This window comes from Pseudomonas sp. xss_4 (assembly GCF_043104125.1).
In the GTDB taxonomy this organism is placed as follows: domain Bacteria; phylum Pseudomonadota; class Gammaproteobacteria; order Pseudomonadales; family Pseudomonadaceae; genus Aquipseudomonas; species Aquipseudomonas parafulva_B.
In genome coordinates this window covers 30,299-51,384 of the sequence record NZ_JBICKJ010000089.1, presented here as the reverse complement: position 1 = coordinate 51,384, position 21,086 = coordinate 30,299, and the positions used below count along the sequence as shown (strand labels likewise).

Sequence of the window (21,086 nt, the reverse complement as noted above, 5' to 3'; positions counted from 1 at the left end):
GAACCCGCAACCTAGCAGGCGGTATCCACTTATGTGCGCTTGATTCAGCTTCTAGGAAGACTCCCACGGACTATTGGGAACCGGATTACAAGTTCTTGACGGCCTCACCTGTTCGGGCGTCGCACGAACACGCCGCTGGCAGCCCCGACAATGCAGGTCTCAAAAGCGCCGCTCATCACGCACCCCTGCCTTTAGTCAGGAATGCCCCTTTGTCCACCGACCAGACAGTGCTTCACTGGGTATCTCACGCCTGCCCGGATTCAGGAGCGCCTCCATGAACCTGCACCAGTTCGCTGAAACCCACGAGGTCACCAACCAGCCGCCACCGCTGGACGGGGCCAACCTGTACCGCCTGGACCTGCCGCTACAGGAGTGGTCCAGGCGCTTTGGCGCCGACTGGGCGCAGTCGCGGATCGATGCGTACGGCGCGCTGGCCGGTGGGCCGTTGATGCAGGCAGGCTTTCTGGCCAATGCGCACAAGCCGGTGTTCAGCAGCCATGATCGATACGGCCATCGCATCGACCTGGTCGAATTTCACCCCGCTTATCACCAATTAATGCGCACCGCCGTCGAGCATGGGCTGCCGTCGCTGCCCTGGGCCGAGCCGCGCCCGGGCGCCCATGTGGCCCGCGCGGCGATGACCTACCTGCACAGCCAGGCCGAGGCCGGGACGGGCTGCCCATTGACCATGACCTTCGCTGCGGTGCCGGCCCTGCGCGTGCAACCGGAGATCGCCCACTACTGGCTGCCCAAGGCGCTGTCGCGTGAATATGACCCGCGCAACGTCGGCGACCGGCACAAGGCCGGCGTCACGTTGGGCATGGCGATGACAGAGAAGCAAGGCGGCACGGACGTGCGCGCCAATACCACCCGTGCTTACCCCGTGGGCGCGCCGGGGCCCGGCCAGGCCTACGAGCTGGTGGGTCACAAGTGGTTCTGCTCGGCGCCCATGTGCGATGCCTTCCTGGTCCTGGCCCAGACCGAGCGCGGCCTGAGCTGCTTCCTGCTGCCCCGCCACCGCCCGGACGACAGCCGCAACCAGTTCTACATCCAGCGCCTGAAGGACAAGTTGGGCAATGTCTCCAACGCTTCCAGCGAAGTGGAGTTTCGCGGTGCGCTGGCCTGGATGATCGGTGAGGAGGGCCGGGGCGTGCCGACCATCATCGAAATGGTGGCCATGACCCGTTTCGACTGCATGGTCGGCTCCAGTGCCCTGATGCGCCAGGCGCTGACCCAGGCCCTGCACCACTGTGCGCATCGGCAGGTGGCGGGCCGGCTGTTGTCCGAGCAGCCGCTGATGCAGAACGTGCTCGCCGATCTGGCGCTGGAAAGCGAAGCGGCATTGGCCCTGAGCCTGCGCATGGGCCACGCCCTCGAACAGCTCGACGACCCCCAGCAGGCGCATTTCGCGCGCTTGGTCACGGCGGTGGGCAAGTACTGGATCTGCAAGCGTGCCCCGGCCATGATCAACGAAGCGGCCGAGTGCCTGGGCGGGGCAGGGTATGTGGAGGACAGCATCCTGCCGCGGCTTTACCGCGAGGCGCCCGTCAACTCGACCTGGGAGGGTTCGGGCAATGTGCAGTGCCTGGATGTGCTGCGCGCCTTGTCCAAGGAGCCGGGTGTGCTGGAGGCGTTGTTCGCCGAACTGGGTGACGGGCACGGCGACAAGCGCCTGGCCACCTGCATCGTCAACCTGAAGGATGCGTTTCTCGACACGGGCGATATCCAGTACCGGGCGCGACAACTGACCGAGGCCATCGCCTTGGCCTTGCAGGCCAAGTTGCTGCTGGAGGCTGGTCATTCTGCGGTCAGCGATGCGTTCATCGCCAGTCGCCTCACAGGGACGGGGCGCACTTATGGCACGTTACCGCGCGGTGTGGACGTACAGGCCGTGATGGCGCGGGCCATGGCCATCTGACAGGCCGGCCCTGTACGCCCCAGCTGCGCCTCCCTGCATCATCAAGGGGATGAATTTACCCAAGAAGGCAGGCAAGATGGTTCGCATGCATGTCCAGACAGGAAGCACAGTGTGAGCCACGCGTTTGAAGTCGTTGATACTCCCGAACAGGCCGTCGATCGTCTGGCGGCCTTGCATGAGCAGGCCACCGGTGCCCTGAGCCAGGCCCTCAAGCGTTACCTCAAGGACCGCACCGAGCCCGACGCCCAGGAGCGTGACCTGTTCCGCTACCCGGCGCTGCGCCTGACCTACCACAGCAATGGCGAGGTCGCTGCCACCACGCGGGCCTATGCCAAGGTCCAGGTGGCTGGCACCTACAGCGTCACCATCACCCAGCCGGCTGCTTTTCGCGGCTACCTGCTGGAGCAACTGCGCCCGCTGATGCACGACTACACCGTCACGGTTGAAGTGGGGGTCAGCGAGCAGCCCATCCCGTATCCATACGTGGTGGACCAGGGCGACGAGCTGGCCGGCAGCGGCATCACCGCCGCGCAGCTGGCGCGGGTGTTCCCCAGCACCGACCTGTCCTCGGCCACCGACAACATCGCCGATGGGCTCTACGACTGGGACAGCACCGATACCTTGCCCCTGGCCCTGTTCGATGCCGCGCGTGTGGACTTCTCGCTGCGGCGCCTGGTGCACTACACCGGCAGCGACTGGCGCCACGTGCAGCCCTGGATCCTGCTGACCAACTATCACCGTTACGTGGACCAGTTCATCAGCCATGGCCTTGAGCAGTTGCGCGATGATCCGCGTTTCGTGCGCATGGTGCTGCCGGGCAACGTCGTGATCGAAAAGAGCATGGACCACGGCGAGGCCCAGGCGCTGGTCGCCGGTGTGGTCTGGCACCGCTACCAGATGCCGGCCTACCACCTGATTGCAGGGGACGGCGACGGCATCACGCTGGTCAACATCGGCGTCGGCCCGTCCAACGCCAAGAACATCACCGATCACCTTGCAGTGCTGCGCCCGCATTGCTGGCTGATGATCGGGCACTGCGGCGGGCTGCGCCAGTCGCAGACCATTGGCGACTACGTGCTGGCCCACGCCTACATGCGCCGCGACGGCATCCTCGACCGCGTGGTGCCGCCGAACATTCCAATCCCGGCGCTGGCGGAGGTGCAACTGGCCCTGCAGGAAGCCGCCGCCCAGGTGACCGGCGAGCGGGGCGAGCAGCTCAAGAAGCGCCTGCGCACCGGTACCGTGCTGACCTACGACGACCGCAACTGGGAGCTGCGCTGGGCTCAGGAACGGCCCTTGATCAACTTGTCCCGCGCCGTTGCCGTGGACATGGAAAGCGGCACCATCGCAGCCCAAGGCTATCGCCTGCGGGTGCCGTACGGCACCTTGCTGTGCGTGTCCGACAAACCGCTGCACAGCGAGATCAAGCTGCCGGGCTCGGCCAACGCGTTCTACAACCGCGCGGTCAGCCAGCACCTGAAGATCGGTATTGCGGCGCTGGATCTGTTGCGTACCGAGCTCAATTCGCTGCACTCGCGTAAACTGCGCAGCTTCGACGAGCCGCCGTTCCGCTGAGGATCCATGTCACTGCCACCCCGTTCCAAGCCGCGCCGCCCCCAGGGGCGGCCTGCGCCTGGCGCTCATCGCCAGCCCAAGGCGCCACCCGCCGAGCCGCGGTTGATCCTGTTCAACAAACCCTTTGACGTGCTGACGCAGTTCAGCGACGGCGAGGGGCGGGCCACGCTCAAGGATTTCATCGACATCCCGGGCGTCTACCCCGCCGGCCGGCTGGACCGGGACAGTGAAGGCCTGCTGCTGTTGACCAATGACGGCGCCCTGCAGGCGCGTATTGCCGACCCCAAACACAAACTACCCAAGACCTACTGGGTGCAGGTCGAGGGCGAGCCCACCGAGGAGCAGCTGCGCCAGCTGCGCGAAGGCGTGCAGCTCAATGACGGGCCAACGCTGCCCGCCGAGGCCCGCAGCCTGGAAGAGCCCACGCTGTGGCCGCGCAACCCGCCGGTACGCTTTCGTAAAAGCGTCCCGACCCGTTGGCTTGAATTGGTGATTCGCGAGGGCCGCAATCGCCAGGTACGGCGCATGACCGCCGCTGTGGGCCTGCCCACCTTGCGCCTGGTGCGCGTGCGCATTGGCGATTGGGCACTCGATGGGCTGGAGCAGGGCTGCTGGCGCGAGGTGGCGCCGACCCTGCGGCGCTAGGCGTCATGGCCGGCGCGGACGTGAAGACCGCGCCGGCTACACCCCCTCGATGAACCCCACCACCACGCTCTTGATGATGAACGCCAGCACACCCAGGCCGAGCACGAAGAACAGGATCAGGGTGCCGAAACGCCCCGCCTGGGATTTTTTCGCCAGGTCCCAGACGATGAAGCCCATGAAGCCGATCAAGGCGGTCACCAGGATGATCATCATCCACTCTTCGAATACGGCAGGATCCATTGCAGTGCTCCAGGCGGGTTGAGGGGGGCAAGTATACGCGTGAGGTGGCAACCGATCAGCGAAGGTGGGTCAATGGAAGCTCGGTGCTGGCCAATACCTGGTTGAGCACGAAGCTTGAACGCACGCTGGTGACGCCCTCGATGCGCGTGAGGCTACCGAGCAGCAGCTTCTGGTAATGGTCCATGTCGGGCACGACGACCTTGAGCTGATAGTCGGCGTCCATCCCGGTCACCAGACTGCACTCCAGCACCTGGGGCAGATTGCGAATGGTGGCCTCGAAGGTTTCGAAGCGCTCGGGGGTGTGCCGGTCCATGCCGATGAGCACGTAGGCGGTCAGGCTCAAACCCAGCTTCTTGCGATCGAGCAAGGCCACCTGGCGGGAAATGTAGCCGTCGTCTTCGAGTTGCTTGACGCGGCGCGAGCAGGGTGAGGGTGAAAGGCCGATGCGTTCGGCCAGCTCCTGGTTGGAGATGCGCGCGTCGCGCTGCAATTCAGCCAGAATGCTCAGGTCGTATCGGTCCAGCTTGCTCATGAATCATGCCTTTTCTGTTCGGATTGCGGCGAATTATCAATCCAGGGTTAAAAATTGCGCAAGTGCTATTTATCTGAGCAATCTTCGCAATCCCGTGCCGGTGCGCGCCCGGTATCTTTATCACCAGAATCACTGCCCGGACATCAGTCCACGGCGATGCGCCCCAGACGGGCGCTCGCGGCCAAGCCATCCAACAGGATGGGCCAGGCCCCCGGGCTACGCACCTTCCAGAAGACGGTGTGAGGTGAGCCGGGGCCACAAGCGCCGAGCACGGACGACAATTGCTGAAGGGAGGCCCACATGGCCTCCCTTTTTTCATGGCTGAAATTTAATGGGCGGCGCGGTGGGGCGCGGTAGACTGGCGCAGTCAGCCGTTTTCCCGTCGAGAGGACTACCATGAAGTCGCACATCTGGCAGTGGGCAGGTGTTGGTTTGCTGGGCATGGGCATCAGCGTGGCAGCCCTGGCGGCCGGGCCCAACGACGGCCCAGGCGCGCTGCCCCCCGCCGCTACAGGGCCAGGTATCGAGGCAGGGCCTGCGCCTGGGCGTGCGCTCAATTCACGGGACGAAGTCGGGCAGACGCAGCCCCCACGGCCAGGGTTCTACCAGGATATTCCCCGCCGCCCCGGTGATGGCCCGCGGTGGCAGGGCCGCCCTGGTGGCCACGGTGAAGGCTGGGGCCCCGGCCCGCACTACCGGCCTGGCCAGACCGTGGACCGGTTCCCTGACCGCTTCTGGAAGGTGCCCTACCAAGGGCAGGACTATTTCTACTCGGGCGGGTACTGGTATCGCCCCTGGGAACGGGGTTACCAGGTCGTGGTGCCGCCCCCAGGTGCGCGAGTCAGCTACCTGCCGCCCTATGCGCACAAGTTCCGCGTGGACGGTGCGATGATGTACCTGGTCGCCGACACCTACTATCGGTACCTGGAAAACAGTCGCGAGTACGTGGTGGTCAATCCCCCAGAACCTGCGCCAGCAGCGGCGCCGGGGTATGACGTGGTGGCTTATCCGCGTTATGGGCAAGGGCAGGAACAGCAGGATCAGGATCGCTACCAGTGCCACCGCTGGGCGGTCAGCCAGTCGGGGTTCGATCCTGCCATGGCTGCCTATGCGCCGGCGCCTGCGGTTGCAAGTACCTACCAACGGGCGCTTGGCGCGTGCTTGTCCGGGCGGGGCTACAGCATCAACTGAAGGGCTACACCGGGTCGGCGTGCACCATTACATCGGCTTTGGGGTACTGATCGCGGATCACCTCCGAGGCCTGCACGCACAGGCCATGGGCGTGATGCAGCGGCAGTTGCCCAGGCAGCTCGATGTGCAACTGCACGAACCACTGGTTGCCCGATACCCGGGTGCGCAGGTCGTGCACGCCCAGCACGCCATCGATAGCCAGCACGCGGTTGGCCATGTCTTCACTGACATCCACGGGCAGCTCCTTGTCCATGAGAATCGCCGTGCTTTCGCGTGCGATCTGCAGGGCGCTCCACAGGATGTACAACGCGATGCCCAACCCGAACAGCGCATCGAGTTGCGGCCAGCCGAAGCGCGCCAGCAGCAATGCCAGCAAGATGCTGCCGTTGAGCAACAGGTCGGAGCGGTAGTGCAGGGAATCGGCGCGTACCGCCGTGGAGCCTGTGGCGCGGATGACCTTGCGTTGCAGGGCCAGCAGCGCGACGGTCAGCACCAACGACAACAGCATTACCCCGATACCGATGGCGGTATCGCCCAACGGCTGCGGGTTGCGCAGACGCTCCAATGCCTGCAAGGCGATCAGCACGGCACTGCCGCCGATGAACAGCGCCTGGGCGATACCGGCCAGGGCTTCTGCCTTGCCGTGCCCGAAGCGGTGGTCGTCATCGGCCGGGCGCAGGGCGTAGTGCACGGCCAGCAGGTTGAGGAAGGACGCCACGGCGTCCAGTGCCGAATCGGTCAACCCGGCCAGCAGGCTCACCGAGCCGCTCAACCACCAGGCCAGCGCCTTGCTGACCACCAGGATGCTGGCCACCGCCAGGGAGGCGCGCGTGGCCAGGCGGAGCAACCGTTTGTGTTCGGCCGAGGTAGTCATGTCAGGCGGTTGTCCTTGGCATCAGGCGGCAGGCACCAGCCCTAGGCTGGCCAGTTGTTCAGCACTGCCGCGGTGCTGGATCAGGCGTGGGTCGTCCAGCGGCAGGCGTTGCCCCAGTTCGCTCTCCAGAATGGCCTGCAGCTTGAGGTTGTCCACGGTGCCATCGGCATTGACGGCGTCTTTCAGCTTGGCAGGGTCCACCTGCGCGGTTTGCCCTGGCGGGTAGTAGATGGCGCCGGTGGCGAAGTCGATGCCGAAGGCGATCAGCCCTGGGATGACGTAGAACAACAGGCCAACAGCGTCCAGCACGGCGATCGCCGGGTCGACCTTGCCGTCGATCTGGCCGCGACGGTCTGGATAGAAGATAGAGCCGCAAGCCGTCAGTTGCGTCAGCAAGGTGCCCACGAGGGCAGCACCGATCAGGCGGGAAGCAATGCGCATGTAAATCTCCGGGCGTGGCGTTCGGCAGGCCAGGCAAGGCGCCTGAGCCCGCAGTTAAGACCATGATAGGACAACGTCGGTTCGCCGTTATACTCGCCTGCTTGTTCGAGGGCCACCATGATTTCATTACCTATAGACCTTGTACTGGCAGATCTGCGACAGGCCCTGGCCCGTCGCAATGAAGTGATCCTCGAAGCGCCCCCGGGTGCTGGCAAGACCACTCGGGTGCCCCTGGCGTTGTTGCATGAACCCTGGCTGGCCGGGCAAAAGATCCTGATGCTCGAACCTCGCCGACTGGCTGCACGGGCGGCGGCAGAGCGTTTGGCCAGTGAGCTGGGTGAGCAGGTGGGTGAGACGGTCGGCTACCGCATTCGCCTTGAAAGCAAGGCAGGGCCGCGTACGCAGATCGAAGTGGTCACCGAAGGCATCCTGGCTCGCCGGCTTCAGGATGATCCGGCGCTGGAGGGTGTGGGGGTGGTCATCTTCGATGAGTACCACCTGCGCAACCTCGATTCTGACCTGGCGCTGGCGCTGTGCCTGAGCGCCCGTGAGCTGCTGCGCGATGAACCCCCGCTCAAGCTGCTGCTGATGTCTGCAACACTGGAGGGTGCTCGGCTCTCGAAGGTGCTGAACGATGCACCCGTGGTCACCAGTGAAGGGCGGATGTATCCCGTCTCGACGGTATGGGGCAGCCCCTATCAGCCGGGCGAGCGAATCGATGCGCGCATCACGGACACGTGCCTGGCTGCCATCGATGAACAACCTGGCAGCCTTCTGGTTTTCCTGCCGGGGCAGGCAGAGATTCGGCGGGTGGCAGAGGACCTCAAGGCGCTGCTCGGCAGCCGTCCAGAGGTGATCGTGTGCCCACTGTACGGTGACCTCGACCTGCAGGCGCAGCGTGCGGCGATAGACCCCGCACCCAAGGGGTCGCGCAAGATCGTATTGGCCACGAACATCGCCGAGACCAGCCTGACCATCGAAGGGGTGAGGGTGGTGGTGGACAGCGGCCTTGAACGAGTGCCCAGGTTCGACCCCCGCAGCGGCATGACCCGACTCGACACACAGCGCATTTCCAAAGCCAGCGCTACCCAGCGTGCGGGGCGGGCTGGGCGCCTGGAGCCCGGCATCTGCTATCGGCTGTGGTCGCAGTCCCAACACGAACAGATGGCCGGCTACAGCACCCCTGAAATCCTGCAGGCAGACTTGGCAGCCTTGGCGCTCCAGTTGGCCCGATGGGGTATGAAGCCGCAAGAGATGACCTGGCTCGACCAACCGCCAGCAGCGCCATTCGCTCAAGCCAGAGACTTGCTCAAGCGCCTGGGCGCCCTCGACGATGCTGGGCAGCTCACCCCACACGGTGCGGCCATGAGCGCGCTGCCAGCCCACCCCCGGATCGCCCACATGCTCATCAAGGGCAATGCGATGGGCCTGGATGACCTCGCGTGCAACATCGCGGCACTGCTGGGCGAAAAGGACATTCTGCGTGGGGCCGGTGCTGACCTTCACACCCGGCTGAGTGCCCTGTCAGGGGAGCAACATTCACGTCGTAGCGGCGGTTCTCTCCAGCGGGTGAAGCAGTCGGCTCGGCAGTACCGATCCCTACTGCGTGGGAAGGCCTTCAGCCCTGTCAGCGAGCCCGATCACCCACGGTGGGTAGGGTGCCTTCTGGCGTTTGCCTACCCTGACCGAATCGGCCAGCAGAGGCATGCAAGTGCATCCGAATACCGTCTCTCCAACGGTCGTGCTGCGGTGTTCTCAGAGCCCGATGCGCTAACCAAGCATGAGTGGCTGGTGGTTGCCGACCTGGGTAGCCGGCAAGGGCAGCGTGAGGAGCGGATCTACCTGGCGAGTGACCTCGAGCCTGCTCTGTTCGATGACGAGCTGGCTGACCTTGTGAAGTCTGTCGATGAGGTTGACTGGGACGAAAGGGAAGGGGTGCTGAAGGCTGAGCGGCAGTTGAAGGTGGGGCAGCTGATCTTGTCGACGAAAGCGCTGCCGAGTCTTGATGAGCACACCCGTTCGCTTGCCCTGGTCAACCTGGTAAGGCGCAAGGGCATCGAGCTTCTGCCCTGGAACCCTGAACTGCGGCAGTGGCAGGCCCGAGTGGGTCTGTTGCGCCAGCTGGATATCGAGGGTGGGCAGGCACACAGCAAGTGGCCTGACCTGAGCGATGCCAACCTGCTGGACACGCTGGACCAGTGGCTCACGCCCTACCTGGGTAAAGTCACGAGGCTCAGCCACTTCAGCCAGCTGGACCTGCCCTCGATCATCAGAAACCTTCTGCCCTGGCCACTTCCACAGGAGCTGGACACCCAGGCACCCCAGGCGATCCAGGTGCCGTCCGGCTCGAATATCCGTATCGACTACTCGCAGCATCCGCCCATCTTGGCCGTGCGGCTTCAGGAGCTGTTTGGCCTGGCAGAAACCCCTCGTATTGCTCAGGGCAGGCAGCCGCTGGTGCTGCACTTGCTGTCGCCGGCTCGCAGGCCTGTGCAGGTCACCCAGGATCTGGCGAACTTCTGGCGCAGCACTTACGTGGAGGTGAAGAAGGATCTGAAGGGGCGATACCCGAAGCACTACTGGCCTGAAGACCCATTGGTGGCCGAAGCCACGGCTCGTGCCAAGCCAAGAGGGACGTAGGGGCGTGGGCGATTCAACCACGCTCCCAGCCTTTTACGTTCACCTCTTTTGCAAGTCTGGCTTTGCGTCGGAATTAACCGGCCATATTTGAAGTGCGTAGGCTTTGCCCTCTGCGTTAGAGAGACGACTTCTAGCAGACAGCCTTTTGAGGTTAACTGCCCCACTCAAGCACGCCGAGGCCATCTCCCTATGTCAATTATTGACAACCTGATTGCGTTCACTTTCGCAGCAACACTGTTAACCCTGACCCCCGGCCTCGACACAACTCTGATATTGAGAACGGCTACTGTAGAAGGAAAGCAGCAGGCCTTTCGCGCCGCGCTAGGCATCAACACAGGTTGCTTGCTGTGGGGCGCCGCTGTGGCGTTTGGGCTAGGCGCACTGATTGCTGTATCAGCGTTGGCGTTCAACGTTTTGAAATACTGTGGCGCCGCCTATCTAGCCTGGCTTGGGCTGAATATGCTTCTACGTCCGCGTCAATCATTGTCGCCTGTCGAGGCGGCAGTAAAGCCAAGCCATAACTGGTTCTTGAAGGGAATGACGGGAAATATCCTGAATCCCAAGATTGGTATTTTCTACGTATCCTTCTTGCCCCAATTCATCCCCCAAGGTCAGCCATTGGTTGCTTGGACGTTCGGTTTGGTCAGCATTCACGTGGCCATTGGGCTGCTATGGTCGATTATTCTGATCGCCGCCACCCAGCCATTGGCCGGGCTACTGCGTCGTGTGAAGGTCGTTGCCTGGATGGATCGTGCAACAGGTATGATCTTCGTTCTTTTTGCGGCGCGTCTCGCCTTTAGCAAACGTTGATGCCCTTGAGTAAGGCGCGGTCTATTGCCCGCAGGCTTACCATAAGACCCTAGTCATCCAATCCCAACATACCCAAGCCCGCGGGGCATACCTCCAAGCCCCGCCAGCCACACTGCCCGCCCATCCTCAAGCTTCCTCGAAATGCATCTCTGGCGGCTGTTGGCGCAACCCACGAGTGATGACCAGCAGGTACAGACACCCCATGGCCAGCCAGGCCAAACCAAGGTAGATGGCCATGTGGTCCAGGCTTGCCATCAGCCATAGGTCAGCCACCAGCCCAATCAAGGGGAAGGCCAGGTACACCGTTGCAGCCTTGAGCCCGCGCTCGCCCTGGGCGATCCAGTAGTGAAAGACCACCGACAGGTTGACCAGGCTGAACGCCAGGAAAGCGCCGAAGTTGATGAACGAGGTGGAGGTCGTCACGTCCATGCGCAAGGCCAGCAGCGCGACTACGCCACACAGGACGATGCTGATGACCGGTGTGCCGAACCGTGCACTCAGTCGCCCGAACCAACGCTTGGGCAATACACCGTCGCGGCCCATGGCGAACAGCAGGCGCGAGGCGCTGGCTTGTGCCGAAAGCCCCGAGGTGAATTGCCCCACGATCAGGCCGATCAGGAAGAAACTCACGAAAATATCCCCGCCAATGGCCTTCGCGATTTCGTAGGCGGCCGAGTCCGGGTTGCTGAAGGTCGCACCAGGGTGGGCGAGTTGGACGAAGTAGCTGGCCACGATGAAGATGAAGCCGCCCAGCAGGGTGATCAGCAGGATGGCGCGAGGGATGGTCTTGCGCGGTTCATGGGTTTCTTCGGTCAAGGTGCTGACCGCATCGAAGCCCAGGAACGAATAACAGGCGATGGCGGCGCCACTCATGATCAAAGGCAGTTGGAAACCGTCCTGATGAAAGGGTGCCAGCGACCACAACGGCTGGTTCAGCTCGCCGGTGGCGTAGTGCACGGCCAGGCCCACGAAGGCTGCCAGTACCAGGAACTGAAGCAGCATCAGTACGCCATTGACGGTCTTGGCCAGTTGCAGGCCGACGATGTTGATGGCCGTGGTGACGGCAATGAAGGCCAGCACCCACACTGGGTGCGGCACCGCCGGGAAGGCCGAATGCAGGTAGGCCGCGCCGATCAGCCAGATCGCCATGGGCAGGAACAGGTAGTCCAGCAGCACCGCCCAACCGGCCAGAAAACCCAGCTTGGGGCTGATGGACTTGCGCACGTAGGTGTAGGCCGAGCCGGCGACGGGGAAAGCCCTGGCCATCTTGCCGTAGCTCAGGGCGGTGAACAGCATGGCGATGGAGGCGGCCAAGTAAGCCGAGGGCACAGCGCCTTGGGTGGTGTCGGCAAGGATGCCGAAGGTGCCTAGCACAATGATGGGGGTCATGTAGGCGATGCCGAACAGCGTCACCGCACCCAGCGACAGGGTACGTTTCAAGTGGGCCATGGTGTTACTCCGGATTGTGTTTTTTATGGAGTTCAGTTTCAGGGCCCGGCCTGGGCCCTGGGCGCCAGCCGTGGCGCAAGGGTTCAGACGGTGGTCAGGATCAGTTCTCGCAAGCCGCCTGGGTGCTCGACCTGCTGGCCTGGCAGCTCGAAGCGGCGCTCGGCCAGGTAGCTGTAGTCATGGCGCGCTTGCCCGATCAGCGCCATGTCGAGGTTCAACTGCAGCCGGCAGGCGCTGCGCCCTGCCTCGCACAACAGTTGGCCGTAAGGGTCGACCACCGCGCTGCCGCCTGCAAACACCAGGTTGCCATCGCCCTGGCCGACGCGATTGACCATCACCGCATAGGCCTGGTTTTCCATGGCGCGAGCGCTGATAGCGGTGCGGTGCGTGGGGCCGTACGGGTCCATGTTGCCGTTGGTCACCAGGATCAGCTCGGCCCCCAGCTGGCCCAGGGCGCGGGCGCTTTCGGGGAATTCGATGTCGAAGCAGATCAACAGCCCTACGCGCACCCCTTTGTACAGCGCCGTGGCGTAGCGATCGCCCGCCGTGAAGATGCCCTTGTCGGAGGCCCACAGGTGGGTCTTGCGGTACTTCAACGCGACACCGTCCGGGGTGATCAGCACGGTGGTGTTGTAGAAGTGCCCGTCTTCGCCCGCTTCGGCAAGGCCGACCACGGCTGCCACGCCCTTGTCGGTCACCGCTTGGGCGACGGCGGCCAGCGTCGGGCCGGTCAGGGGCTCGGCGATAGCCGCGATGTTGTCCTGCGTCGGAAAGCCCATCAGTTGGGTTTCCGGGAACACGATCAGGTCCACATCCGCTGCGGCGCGGTGGATCGCCTCGAGGGTGCGTTCCAGGTTGTAGGCGGTGTCGCCGTCGCGACCGGCCAGCTGGACGAGTTCTACTTTCATTGCAACTCCTGACTGCGCAGCCAAACGGCTGCCAGGTGATCGACGCGGCGTAAAACCAGCGCACTGCACCGGCTGAGATAACGTGCCTGCCACTTGCTGTGGCGGACGGTGATTGCCCGAGTATGCCGCTGCCATTGGCGGCGGGGTAATTACGCCCTTGAGGTAACCCATAGGGGTTAGCCCCGTACACATTCCTTCGGTACTGGCCAGCGCTGCGCCGAAAACAGCGCCGCAATGCCCATGCACTCCAGTACACTTTGCCTGCTCGGTTGTATTCACCCTGACCTGCATCTCACCTTTTGGTACAGAGCCCGGACATGAACCTTACACTTCAGGACATTGCCTGGCATCGGTCGGTCGGCCAGGTGATCGATGCGCTGGACCACCCCGGTTTCTGGCTGCGCCTGGTGCGGTTGCTGGAGCAATACGTGGCGTTCGACAGTTGGGTCGCGTTTCTTTTCAGCGAGCATCGCCCGCTGGTGTATGCCGAATCCCCCGGCAGTGATGGTGGGCTGGACCCGTTATTTCAGGATTACCTCAAGGGCCTTTACCTGCTGGACCCCTTCTACATCGCCAGCCGGGAGACGCCGGCAAGCGGCCTGGTGCAGCTGGCCGACGTGGCCCCTGAATGCTTCGAGCGCACCGACTATTACCAGCGTTATTTCCGCCTTAACGTTGTGGCCGATGAGGTGCAGTACAACGTGGCCCTGGATGCAGGGCGCACACTTTGCTTGTCGCTCGGTAGCCGCTCTCGCTTTGCGGGCGAGCAGATTGCGCTGCTGCACCTTCTGCAACCCTGGGTGCTGGCCACCATGCGCCAGCGCTTTCGGTTCGAGCACGATGTCGACGAAGTCACCCCGGCGCCTGCGTGGCAGAACCACCTGGCCGAGGGCTTTGGCCACCTTGAAACGCCGCTCACCGCCCGCGAACTGGAGGTGGGCCGCATGCTGCTCAGCGGCTGTTCCAGCAAGGAGATTGGCCGCAAACTCGCCATCTCCTCGGAAACTGTGCGGGTCCATCGCAAGCACATCTACCGCAAGCTGGGCATCAAGTCCCAGTCAGAGCTGTTCGCCTTGTTCCTCAAGGCCCAGCGCTAGCAGCCGGTAGCTGGGTTCACGTGCGCTGCTCAACCTCTAGCAGCATGAACAGCCGATACATGACCACCGTGCCGAACAATTGCAGGAAGCCTGCCAGGCTGTCCACGAGCAGTTGCACGCCAGGGGAAGGGTCGGGGATGGCCATCAGGATCAGGCCTTCGATCAGCCAGATCGACGCCAGCACGGCCAGCAGGCACACCAGAATGCGCAGGAAATGGCCAGTGGTCATGCGGGCGCTTTCGCGCATCGCCTGCACCACGGGCAAGCCGCGCAGCACCAGCAGGTATTCGCCGAACACCAGGTTGACCATGATCCACACCCCAGGGAACACGAACAAAGCCATGCCGGCCATGATCAGCAACGAGCTGATCAGCACCAGCAGCGTCAGCGCCGGCCAGAGCTGCACCGCACGGGCAAACAGGTCGCGCTTGGCGATCGCCTGGCCATTGCTGCGGGTATCGAGGTACAGGATCAGTGCTGCGCTGTACAGCGGGTAGCACAGCACGTAGATCAGCATGCCGTAGGCCGGGGAGGCCTGCTCGCCCAGCTGGCGATACAGCACCTGGGTCAGCACGGCTTCGAGCACCACCAGCGGCAGGCACAGTTGGGCAATACCGGCCAGGTGGCGGGTGAAGAAGTGGAGGGAGTCGCGCAAAACGCTCAGCGGATTCATGGGGTCAACATCGCATGGCAGTTGAAACAGGGGGTCTAACTCTAGCCCAAAGCGACCCTTGATCCGTTACTTGCTGAAAAAAGTTTCACCCCGCCGGTGATTGAATCAGCCGCGTCGACGCCCCATCTTTGAGCCTGTCCGTAGTCCCGCTACCCACGAGGTCGCCCCATGAATACCGAAGAACAATCCCTGATCGATGGCCTGTTCAGCCGCATCAAGCAGGCCGAAGACCCAAGCCAGCCCCGTGATGCGCAGGCCCAGGCCTGCATCGAGGCGCATGTGCGCCAGCAGCCGGCGGCCCCTTACTACATGGCCCAGGCGATCCTGGTGCAGGAAGCGGCCATCAAGCGCCTGGACGAACAAAACAAACAGCTCGAAGCGGAACTCAAGCAGGCACGCGCCCAGGCCGAAGCTGCGCAGGCCGGCGCCTCGCAGAACACAGGCGGCGGCGGTTTTCTGTCCAGCCTCTTCGGCGCTGGCGGGCGTAGCTCGGCGCCGGCACCTGCCTCTCAGCCCCAGCGTTCGGTCGCACCGTCCGCACCCGCCGGTGGCGGCTGGCGCGAACCCGCGGCACCTGGCTTCTCGCAGCCGCCGGCCCAGCAGTCGGGCTTTGGCGCAGCGCCCGCGCGCGGCGGCGCCAGCAGCTTCCTGGGCGGCGCCATGCAGACGGCTGCCGGTGTAGCCGGTGGTGTCTTGCTGGCCCAGGGCATCAGCAGCCTGTTCAACCACAACTCCCAGCCCGAAGAGGTGGTCGAGGTGATCAAGGAAGCGCCTGCGCAGGCCAGTGACAGCGGCGGCTGGAACGACCAGAGCGAGCAGCAGCACGTGGCCGACAACAGCGGCTGGGGCAGCGACCAGGGCGGTTACAGTGACGCCGATTACGGCGGTGATGACGGGGGATTATTCTCCGACGACGATTCCTACGTCTGACGGCTCTGGCATACTGCTGGCCTTCGCGGGGCGCTGAACCCGCCCCCGATCCGGCCAGACGAGGTGCCAAGGTGAAAAAGATCGCGCTGTTCGCCGACGTGCAGAACCTCTATTACACCGTGCGCCAAGCCCACGGTTGCCATTTCAACTACACCGCCTTGTGGAACCAGGTCAGCCGCGAAGGCCAGATCGTCGAGGCGGTGGCCTATGCCATCGATCGGGGCGACAGCAAGCAGCAACAGTTTCAGCAGATACTGCGCAACCTGGGTTTCGATGTGCGCCTCAAGCCCTTCATCCAGCGCAGCGATGGCTCGGCCAAGGGCGATTGGGATGTCGGCATCACCCTGGATGTGATCGATGCGGCCAGCCGCGTGGACCAGGTGGTATTGGCATCGGGTGATGGGGATTTCGACCTGCTGCTAGACCGCGTGATCCAGCGTCACGGCACCGAAGCGGTGGTCTATGGCGTGCCTGGGCTGACGGCGATGTCGCTGATCCGCGCCGCCACCCGCTATGTGCCCATCGAGGGCCCGTTGTTGCTCAAACACTAAGGTTTTTATGGAACGTATCGCTGTCATCGACTTTGAAACCACCGGCATTTCCCCAGGCACCGGTTGCCGCGCCACCGAGGTGGCCGTGGTGATGCTCGAGCGCGGGCAAATCGTCGAGCGCTATCAGAGCCTGATGAACGCGGGTGTGTCGGTGCCTGCTTTCGTGTCGGGCTTGACCGGCATCACCACCGCCATGGTGCGCAAGGCACCCCCGGTGGAGCAGGTGATGAACGAGGTGGCCGAGTTCGTGGGGGCAACGCCGCTGCTGGCCCACAATGCCGCCTTCGACCAGAAGTTCTGGGACTTCGAGCTGGGCCGCATCGGCCGCAGCCGCAGCCAGCCCTTCGCCTGCTCGCTGTTGCTGTCCCGGCGCCTGCTGCCGGCAGCCCCCAACCACAAGCTGGGCACACTGACCCACTGGGCCGGGCTGCCCAACACTGGCACGGCCCACCGGGCCATGGCCGACGCGGAAATGGCCGCCAACCTGGTCCAGCACCTGGCCGGCGTACTGCGCCAGGACCATGGGGTGCAGCAGCCTTCCCACGAATTGTTCTGCCGTCTGCAGAAGACCCCCGCCGCCAAAGTCCGCGACGCACTGGCAACCTACCGCTGACGCTGGCAGCGCCTGTCATCGCACGCCCGCGGCTGCAAGTGTGCTGCTTATCCAGCGCCCCACTGTAGGGTTGCCGCTGCGCTTCACGCCGTTAGACTGCGTCACCCGCAAAAGGATTTTCGACTCGACCATGTCCAGCACCCGCCGCTTCCCGCTTCTGCTAATCGGGGCCTTCGTGGCCCTGTATTTCGTATGGGGTTCAACCTACCTGTTCATCCGCATCGGTGTGGAAAGCTGGCCGCCCATGCTCATGGCCGGGGTGCGCTTTCTGATTGCCGGGGGGCTGTTGTACGGCTTCATGCGCTGGCGAGGGGCGCCATCGCCGTCCTGGCCGCAGTGGCGGGCAGCGGGGCTGGTGGGCTTTTTGCTGCTCAGCTGTGGCAACGGGGGCGTGACCATCGCCGAACATGCGGGCGTGGCGTCCGGCGTGGCAGCGCTGGCGGTGGCGACCGTGCCCTTGTTCACCCTGGTGTTTGGGCTGATGTTCGGTTACCGCAACTCGGCGCTCGAATGGGCGGGCATCGTCTTGGGCCTGACTGGCATCGGTCTGCTCAACCTGGGCTCCAACCTGCAGGCGAGCCCGCTTGGCGCGGCGCTGCTGATCTTCGCCGCCGCCTCGTGGGCGTTCGGGTCGGTGTGGAGCAAGCGCCTGCCCATGCCACCGGGCCCCATGGCCAGCGCTGCACAGATGCTGGTCGGCGGCACGGCATTGCTGCTGGGCAGCCTGCTGTCGGGCGAACGCATGACGCAGATGCCCACCGTTGCCGGCTGGGGCGCGCTGGCCTACCTCGTGTTCTTCGGCTCGATCCTGGCGTTCAGCGCCTACATGTACCTGCTCAAGCACGTTCGCCCGGCGGCCGCCACCAGCTATGCCTACGTCAACCCGGCCGTGGCGGTGCTGTTGGGCATCGTGTTCGCCGGCGAGCAGATCGGTGCCGAGGAGTGCGTTGCCATGGCCGTGATCATCGGCGCGGTGGTCCTGATCGGCCTGCCGCAGTGGCGCAAGGCGCGACCCGTCGCGTAGCCGCTCGACCGGGAAACCTGCAAGTGCACAGGGGGGATGCGGTAGACTTGCCGGCTTCGCTGAACCCCTGATGGTATTGCCATGAATTTCGCCAAACTCGGCCTGATCGAACCCTTGCTGCGCACCCTTGAGCAGCGCGATTACACCACCCCGACCCCGGTACAGGCCCAGGCCATCCCCGCCGTGCTGGCCGGCCGCGACCTGATGGCCGCCGCCCAGACCGGCACCGGCAAGACCGCAGGTTTTGCCCTGCCCGTGTTGCAACGCCTGGCGCTCGAAGGCGAGAAGGTCGCGGCCAACTCGATTCGTGCCCTGGTCCTGGTGCCCACCCGTGAACTGGCCGAGCAGGTACATACCAACGTGCGCGAATACGCCGAGCACCTGCCGCTGAGTACCTATGCAGTGTATGGCGGGGTGAGCATCAACCCGCAGATGATGCGCCTGCGCCGCGGTGTGGACCTGCTGGTGGCGACCCCGGGCCGGCTGCTGGACCTGTATCGCCAGAACGCGATCAAGTTCAACCAGGTGCAGATTCTGGTGCTCGATGAAGCCGACCGCATGCTCGACCTGGGGTTTGCCGAGGAGCTGCAATCGGTCTATGCCGCGCTGCCCCGCAAACGCCAGACGCTGTTGTTCTCGGCGACGTTCTCGGACCAGATCCGCATGCTCGCAGGGCTCGCGCTCAACGACCCGCTCAGCATCGAAGTCAGCCCGCGCAATGCCACGGCCGCGAGCGTCAAGCAATGGCTGGTGACGGTGGACAAGAAGCGCAAGGTCGACCTGTTCTGCCACCTGTTGCGCAAGCAGCGCTGGAAACAGGTGCTGGTCTTCGCCAAGACCCGCAACGGTGTCGATCAGCTGGTCGAGCGTTTGCTGGCCGAAGGGGTCAAGGCCGACGGCATCCATGGCGACCGCCCGCAAGCGACCCGGCAACGGGCGCTGGACAGCTTCAAGGCACGCGAAGTGCAGGTGCTGGTGGCCACCGACGTGGCTGCGCGCGGGCTGGATATTGACGACCTGCCGCTGGTGGTCAACCTGGACCTGCCGATCGTGGCCGAAGACTACGTGCACCGTATCGGTCGCACCGGCCGTGCGGGCAACACGGGCGAGGCGATTTCGCTGGTGTGCGCCGACGAGGTGCAATTGTTGGCGGCCATCGAGGTACTGACCCGCCAGACGCTGGCGCGTCATGAAGAGCCTGATTTCATTCCTGATCACCGGGTACCGCTGACCGATGCCAGTGGTCAAGTGATGAAAAAGCCCAAGAAACCGAAGAAGCCCAAGGAAAACAGTGCCAAGCGCGGGCTGGGGCGGTGGATGGACAGTGACGAGGCAGGTACCGCGCCACCTGCGGTGAAGGCGGTGCGCAAGGTGCCTAGCTTCAATGGGGGGCCGCGCAAGCGCAAGCCTTGAGCGAGTTTGGACAGGTCTAGGGCAGGGCCCTGGTTGTTTGCGGGTGTCGTGCAGGGTTGCACAGCCGGCCCGGCGATTTGTCATACGGGGCTGAAACTCTGGGGCCACGCAGCGGCCCCCAACGGGCTTGAATACAGAACAGAAGACCTTCAGACCACAACGCAACCCCTCACCCCACCCAACCCCGCGATCAGCCCGGCGTCTTCCCCCGCCGCCCCACCCAAGCCGCCGCCGCCCGCCCGGCGCGCAGCCCGCTGGCGAAGCAGGCAGTCAGCAGGTACCCGCCTGTTGGCGCTTCCCAGTCCAGCATTTCGCCTGCACAGAACACCCCTGGCATGTGCTTTATCATCAGCCCCTCATCCAGGCTTTCGAAGCGGACCCCGCCGGCACTGCTGATCGCTTCGTCCAGGGGGCGAGTGCGCACCAGCGTGATCGGCAGGGCCTTGATCGCCCGAGCAAGGGAGGACGGGTCGGCGAAGGTTGCCGGGTCGGTCAGTTCACGCAGCAGCGCTGCCTTGACTCCGTCCAGGCCCAATTGCCCTTGCAAGTGCTTGGCCATGGACCGCGAGCCCCTCGGCCGTGCCAGCGCCTGGGCAATTTTGTCCACAGGCTTGTCCGGTAGCAGGTCCAGTACCAGCACACCGCTGCCACGCTGCTCGATGGCCGTGCGCACCTGCGCCGACCAGGCGTAGACCAGGCTGCCTTCCACACCCTGGGCGGTCAGGATGAATTCGCCTTTGCGCGGTGTGCTGCCGGGTACGCTCAACGCAATGTTCTTGACCGGCGCCCCTGCGAACTTGTCGGTGAGCACTGCGCTCCAGCCCGCCACCTCGAACCCGCAATTGCTCGGTCGTAGGGGTGAGATATCCACAGCCCGGTCAGCCAGGGTTGCTTGCCAGCGCCCATCAGACCCCAACCGCGCCCAACTGCCGCCACCCAGCGCCAGTACTACCACCGCAGGCCGGACCAGCCGCTCGCCCTGTGGATAAGCAATCCGCAGCGCGCCGTCCTCGCTCCAGCCCAGCCAGCGATGACGGTTGTGGATAACCACGCCGCTTTCACGCAGGCGCTTGAGCCACGCGCGTAAAAGCGGGGCGGCTTTCATGTCGGTGGGGAACACGCGGCCCGAGCTGCCTACGAACGTGGCAATGCCCAGCGCGTGAATCCACTGGCGCAAGGCGTTGGCATCAAAATCGCGCAGCAGCCCGTCAACCTCGCCCTGGCGCTCGGCATACCGCCCCGCAAAGGCAGGGTAGGGCTCGGAATGGGTGATGTTCATGCCACCCACGCCCGCCAGCAGAAACTTGCGACCTACTGAAGGCATGGCGTCGAACACTTCCACCGCAAGCCCGGCCTGTGCCAGGGCTTCAGCCGCCATCAGGCCGGCAGGGCCGCCCCCGATGACAGCGGCGACAGGAAGGGCGGGGTGACTTACTTCGGACATGATCGGCTGCAGGCTGTGGAAAAGACGCGCATTCTAACGCAGCACGCCTCCCACAAGCACTGATCAAAAAATGATCAAGATCGCGCAAACAGCGCCATCAAAGGGCTACAGCCTGTTT

General features: G+C 64.1%; 20 protein-coding genes. 12 read left to right on the top strand and 8 right to left on the bottom strand.

Annotated elements, in window-relative coordinates; all coding sequences use genetic code 11:
• Positions 1 to 274 precede the first annotated feature (274 nt).
• The 3 genes from ACF8GB_RS18630 (at position 275) to ACF8GB_RS18620 (ending at position 4,138) form a co-directional block, all read left to right on the top strand.
• Positions 275 to 1,918: an acyl-CoA dehydrogenase family protein gene (locus ACF8GB_RS18630; protein WP_392475450.1), complete on the top strand. Its 1,644-nt coding sequence runs from the start codon at positions 275 to 277 to the stop codon at positions 1,916 to 1,918.
• 111 nt (positions 1,919 to 2,029) lie between these two features.
• Positions 2,030 to 3,493, top strand: a complete 1,464-nt coding sequence (amn, locus tag ACF8GB_RS18625) for an AMP nucleosidase (protein WP_023534634.1) — start codon at positions 2,030 to 2,032, stop codon at positions 3,491 to 3,493.
• A gap of 6 nt (positions 3,494 to 3,499) precedes the next feature.
• Entirely contained in the window at positions 3,500 to 4,138 is a 639-nt protein-coding gene (locus ACF8GB_RS18620; protein ID WP_078477943.1) for a pseudouridine synthase, read from the top strand.
• A gap of 36 nt (positions 4,139 to 4,174) precedes the next feature.
• Here the strand turns inward: ACF8GB_RS18620 and ACF8GB_RS18615 are convergent, their stop codons facing one another.
• Together ACF8GB_RS18615 and ACF8GB_RS18610 are read right to left on the bottom strand one after the other, a co-directional pair.
• Positions 4,175 to 4,378: a DUF2788 domain-containing protein gene (locus tag ACF8GB_RS18615; protein ID WP_023534618.1), complete on the bottom strand. Its 204-nt coding sequence runs from the start codon at positions 4,376 to 4,378 to the stop codon at positions 4,175 to 4,177.
• Between the two features lie 55 nt (positions 4,379 to 4,433).
• Positions 4,434 to 4,910 (bottom strand): Lrp/AsnC family transcriptional regulator, encoded by a 477-nt coding sequence (locus ACF8GB_RS18610; protein WP_023534579.1) that lies wholly within the window; start codon positions 4,908 to 4,910, stop codon positions 4,434 to 4,436.
• Positions 4,911 to 5,306: 396 nt separating this feature from the next.
• Here ACF8GB_RS18610 and ACF8GB_RS18605 point away from each other — a divergent pair, with 396 nt between their 5' ends.
• Positions 5,307 to 6,101 carry a DUF6515 family protein gene (locus tag ACF8GB_RS18605; RefSeq protein WP_100850743.1) on the top strand — a complete coding sequence of 265 codons (795 nt, stop codon included), beginning with the start codon at positions 5,307 to 5,309 and terminating at the stop codon, positions 6,099 to 6,101.
• 4 nt (positions 6,102 to 6,105) lie between these two features.
• Here ACF8GB_RS18605 and ACF8GB_RS18600 read toward each other — a convergent pair whose 3' ends face one another.
• On the bottom strand, positions 6,106 to 6,975 hold the full coding sequence (locus ACF8GB_RS18600; protein WP_058603559.1) for a cation diffusion facilitator family transporter: 870 nt from the start codon (positions 6,973 to 6,975) through the stop codon (positions 6,106 to 6,108).
• A gap of 21 nt (positions 6,976 to 6,996) precedes the next feature.
• Positions 6,997 to 7,416 carry a hypothetical protein gene (locus ACF8GB_RS18595; RefSeq protein ID WP_058638971.1) on the bottom strand — a complete coding sequence of 140 codons (420 nt, stop codon included), beginning with the start codon at positions 7,414 to 7,416 and terminating at the stop codon, positions 6,997 to 6,999.
• A 117-nt stretch (positions 7,417 to 7,533) separates the two neighbouring features.
• Between ACF8GB_RS18595 and hrpB the strand changes: the two genes are divergently transcribed.
• Positions 7,534 to 10,056: an ATP-dependent helicase HrpB gene (hrpB, locus tag ACF8GB_RS18590; protein WP_392475448.1), complete on the top strand. Its 2,523-nt coding sequence runs from the start codon at positions 7,534 to 7,536 to the stop codon at positions 10,054 to 10,056.
• 189 nt (positions 10,057 to 10,245) lie between these two features.
• Positions 10,246 to 10,866 carry a LysE family translocator gene (locus ACF8GB_RS18585; protein WP_392475447.1) on the top strand — a complete coding sequence of 207 codons (621 nt, stop codon included), beginning with the start codon at positions 10,246 to 10,248 and terminating at the stop codon, positions 10,864 to 10,866.
• Positions 10,867 to 10,992: 126 nt separating this feature from the next.
• Here ACF8GB_RS18585 and ACF8GB_RS18580 read toward each other — a convergent pair whose 3' ends face one another.
• Complete coding sequence (locus ACF8GB_RS18580) at positions 10,993 to 12,315, bottom strand: APC family permease (protein WP_392475446.1); 1,323 nt, start codon at positions 12,313 to 12,315, stop codon at positions 10,993 to 10,995.
• 83 nt (positions 12,316 to 12,398) lie between these two features.
• Positions 12,399 to 13,223 (bottom strand): carbon-nitrogen hydrolase family protein, encoded by an 825-nt coding sequence (locus ACF8GB_RS18575; protein ID WP_392527437.1) that lies wholly within the window; start codon positions 13,221 to 13,223, stop codon positions 12,399 to 12,401.
• A gap of 317 nt (positions 13,224 to 13,540) precedes the next feature.
• Here ACF8GB_RS18575 and ACF8GB_RS18570 point away from each other — a divergent pair, with 317 nt between their 5' ends.
• The gene (locus tag ACF8GB_RS18570) at positions 13,541 to 14,320 is read left to right on the top strand and encodes a helix-turn-helix transcriptional regulator (protein ID WP_145253583.1); all 780 of its coding nucleotides are present in this window, start codon (positions 13,541 to 13,543) and stop codon (positions 14,318 to 14,320) included.
• 16 nt (positions 14,321 to 14,336) lie between these two features.
• Here ACF8GB_RS18570 and ACF8GB_RS18565 read toward each other — a convergent pair whose 3' ends face one another.
• Entirely contained in the window at positions 14,337 to 14,993 is a 657-nt protein-coding gene (locus tag ACF8GB_RS18565) for a hypothetical protein (RefSeq protein ID WP_058603606.1), read from the bottom strand.
• A 168-nt stretch (positions 14,994 to 15,161) separates the two neighbouring features.
• On the opposite strand from ACF8GB_RS18565, the gene ACF8GB_RS18560 reads away from it, so the two are divergent.
• The 5 genes from ACF8GB_RS18560 to ACF8GB_RS18540 all read left to right on the top strand — a co-directional run bounded on the left by ACF8GB_RS18560 (position 15,162) and on the right by ACF8GB_RS18540 (position 19,524).
• Positions 15,162 to 15,923, top strand: coding sequence for a DUF2076 domain-containing protein (locus tag ACF8GB_RS18560; protein WP_058638977.1), 762 nt, complete (start codon positions 15,162 to 15,164; stop codon positions 15,921 to 15,923).
• Between the two features lie 71 nt (positions 15,924 to 15,994).
• The gene (locus ACF8GB_RS18555; protein ID WP_023534583.1) at positions 15,995 to 16,474 is read left to right on the top strand and encodes an NYN domain-containing protein; all 480 of its coding nucleotides are present in this window, start codon (positions 15,995 to 15,997) and stop codon (positions 16,472 to 16,474) included.
• A gap of 7 nt (positions 16,475 to 16,481) precedes the next feature.
• Positions 16,482 to 17,087: a PolC-type DNA polymerase III gene (locus tag ACF8GB_RS18550; protein ID WP_392527436.1), complete on the top strand. Its 606-nt coding sequence runs from the start codon at positions 16,482 to 16,484 to the stop codon at positions 17,085 to 17,087.
• Positions 17,088 to 17,217: 130 nt separating this feature from the next.
• Positions 17,218 to 18,111, top strand: coding sequence for a drug/metabolite exporter YedA (yedA, locus tag ACF8GB_RS18545; protein WP_078479384.1), 894 nt, complete (start codon positions 17,218 to 17,220; stop codon positions 18,109 to 18,111).
• An 81-nt stretch (positions 18,112 to 18,192) separates the two neighbouring features.
• Positions 18,193 to 19,524 carry a DEAD/DEAH box helicase gene (locus tag ACF8GB_RS18540; RefSeq protein ID WP_144967808.1) on the top strand — a complete coding sequence of 444 codons (1,332 nt, stop codon included), beginning with the start codon at positions 18,193 to 18,195 and terminating at the stop codon, positions 19,522 to 19,524.
• Between the two features lie 190 nt (positions 19,525 to 19,714).
• Here the strand turns inward: ACF8GB_RS18540 and ACF8GB_RS18535 are convergent, their stop codons facing one another.
• The gene (locus ACF8GB_RS18535) at positions 19,715 to 20,968 is read right to left on the bottom strand and encodes a TIGR03862 family flavoprotein (RefSeq protein WP_196185771.1); all 1,254 of its coding nucleotides are present in this window, start codon (positions 20,966 to 20,968) and stop codon (positions 19,715 to 19,717) included.
• Positions 20,969 to 21,086 lie beyond the last annotated feature (118 nt).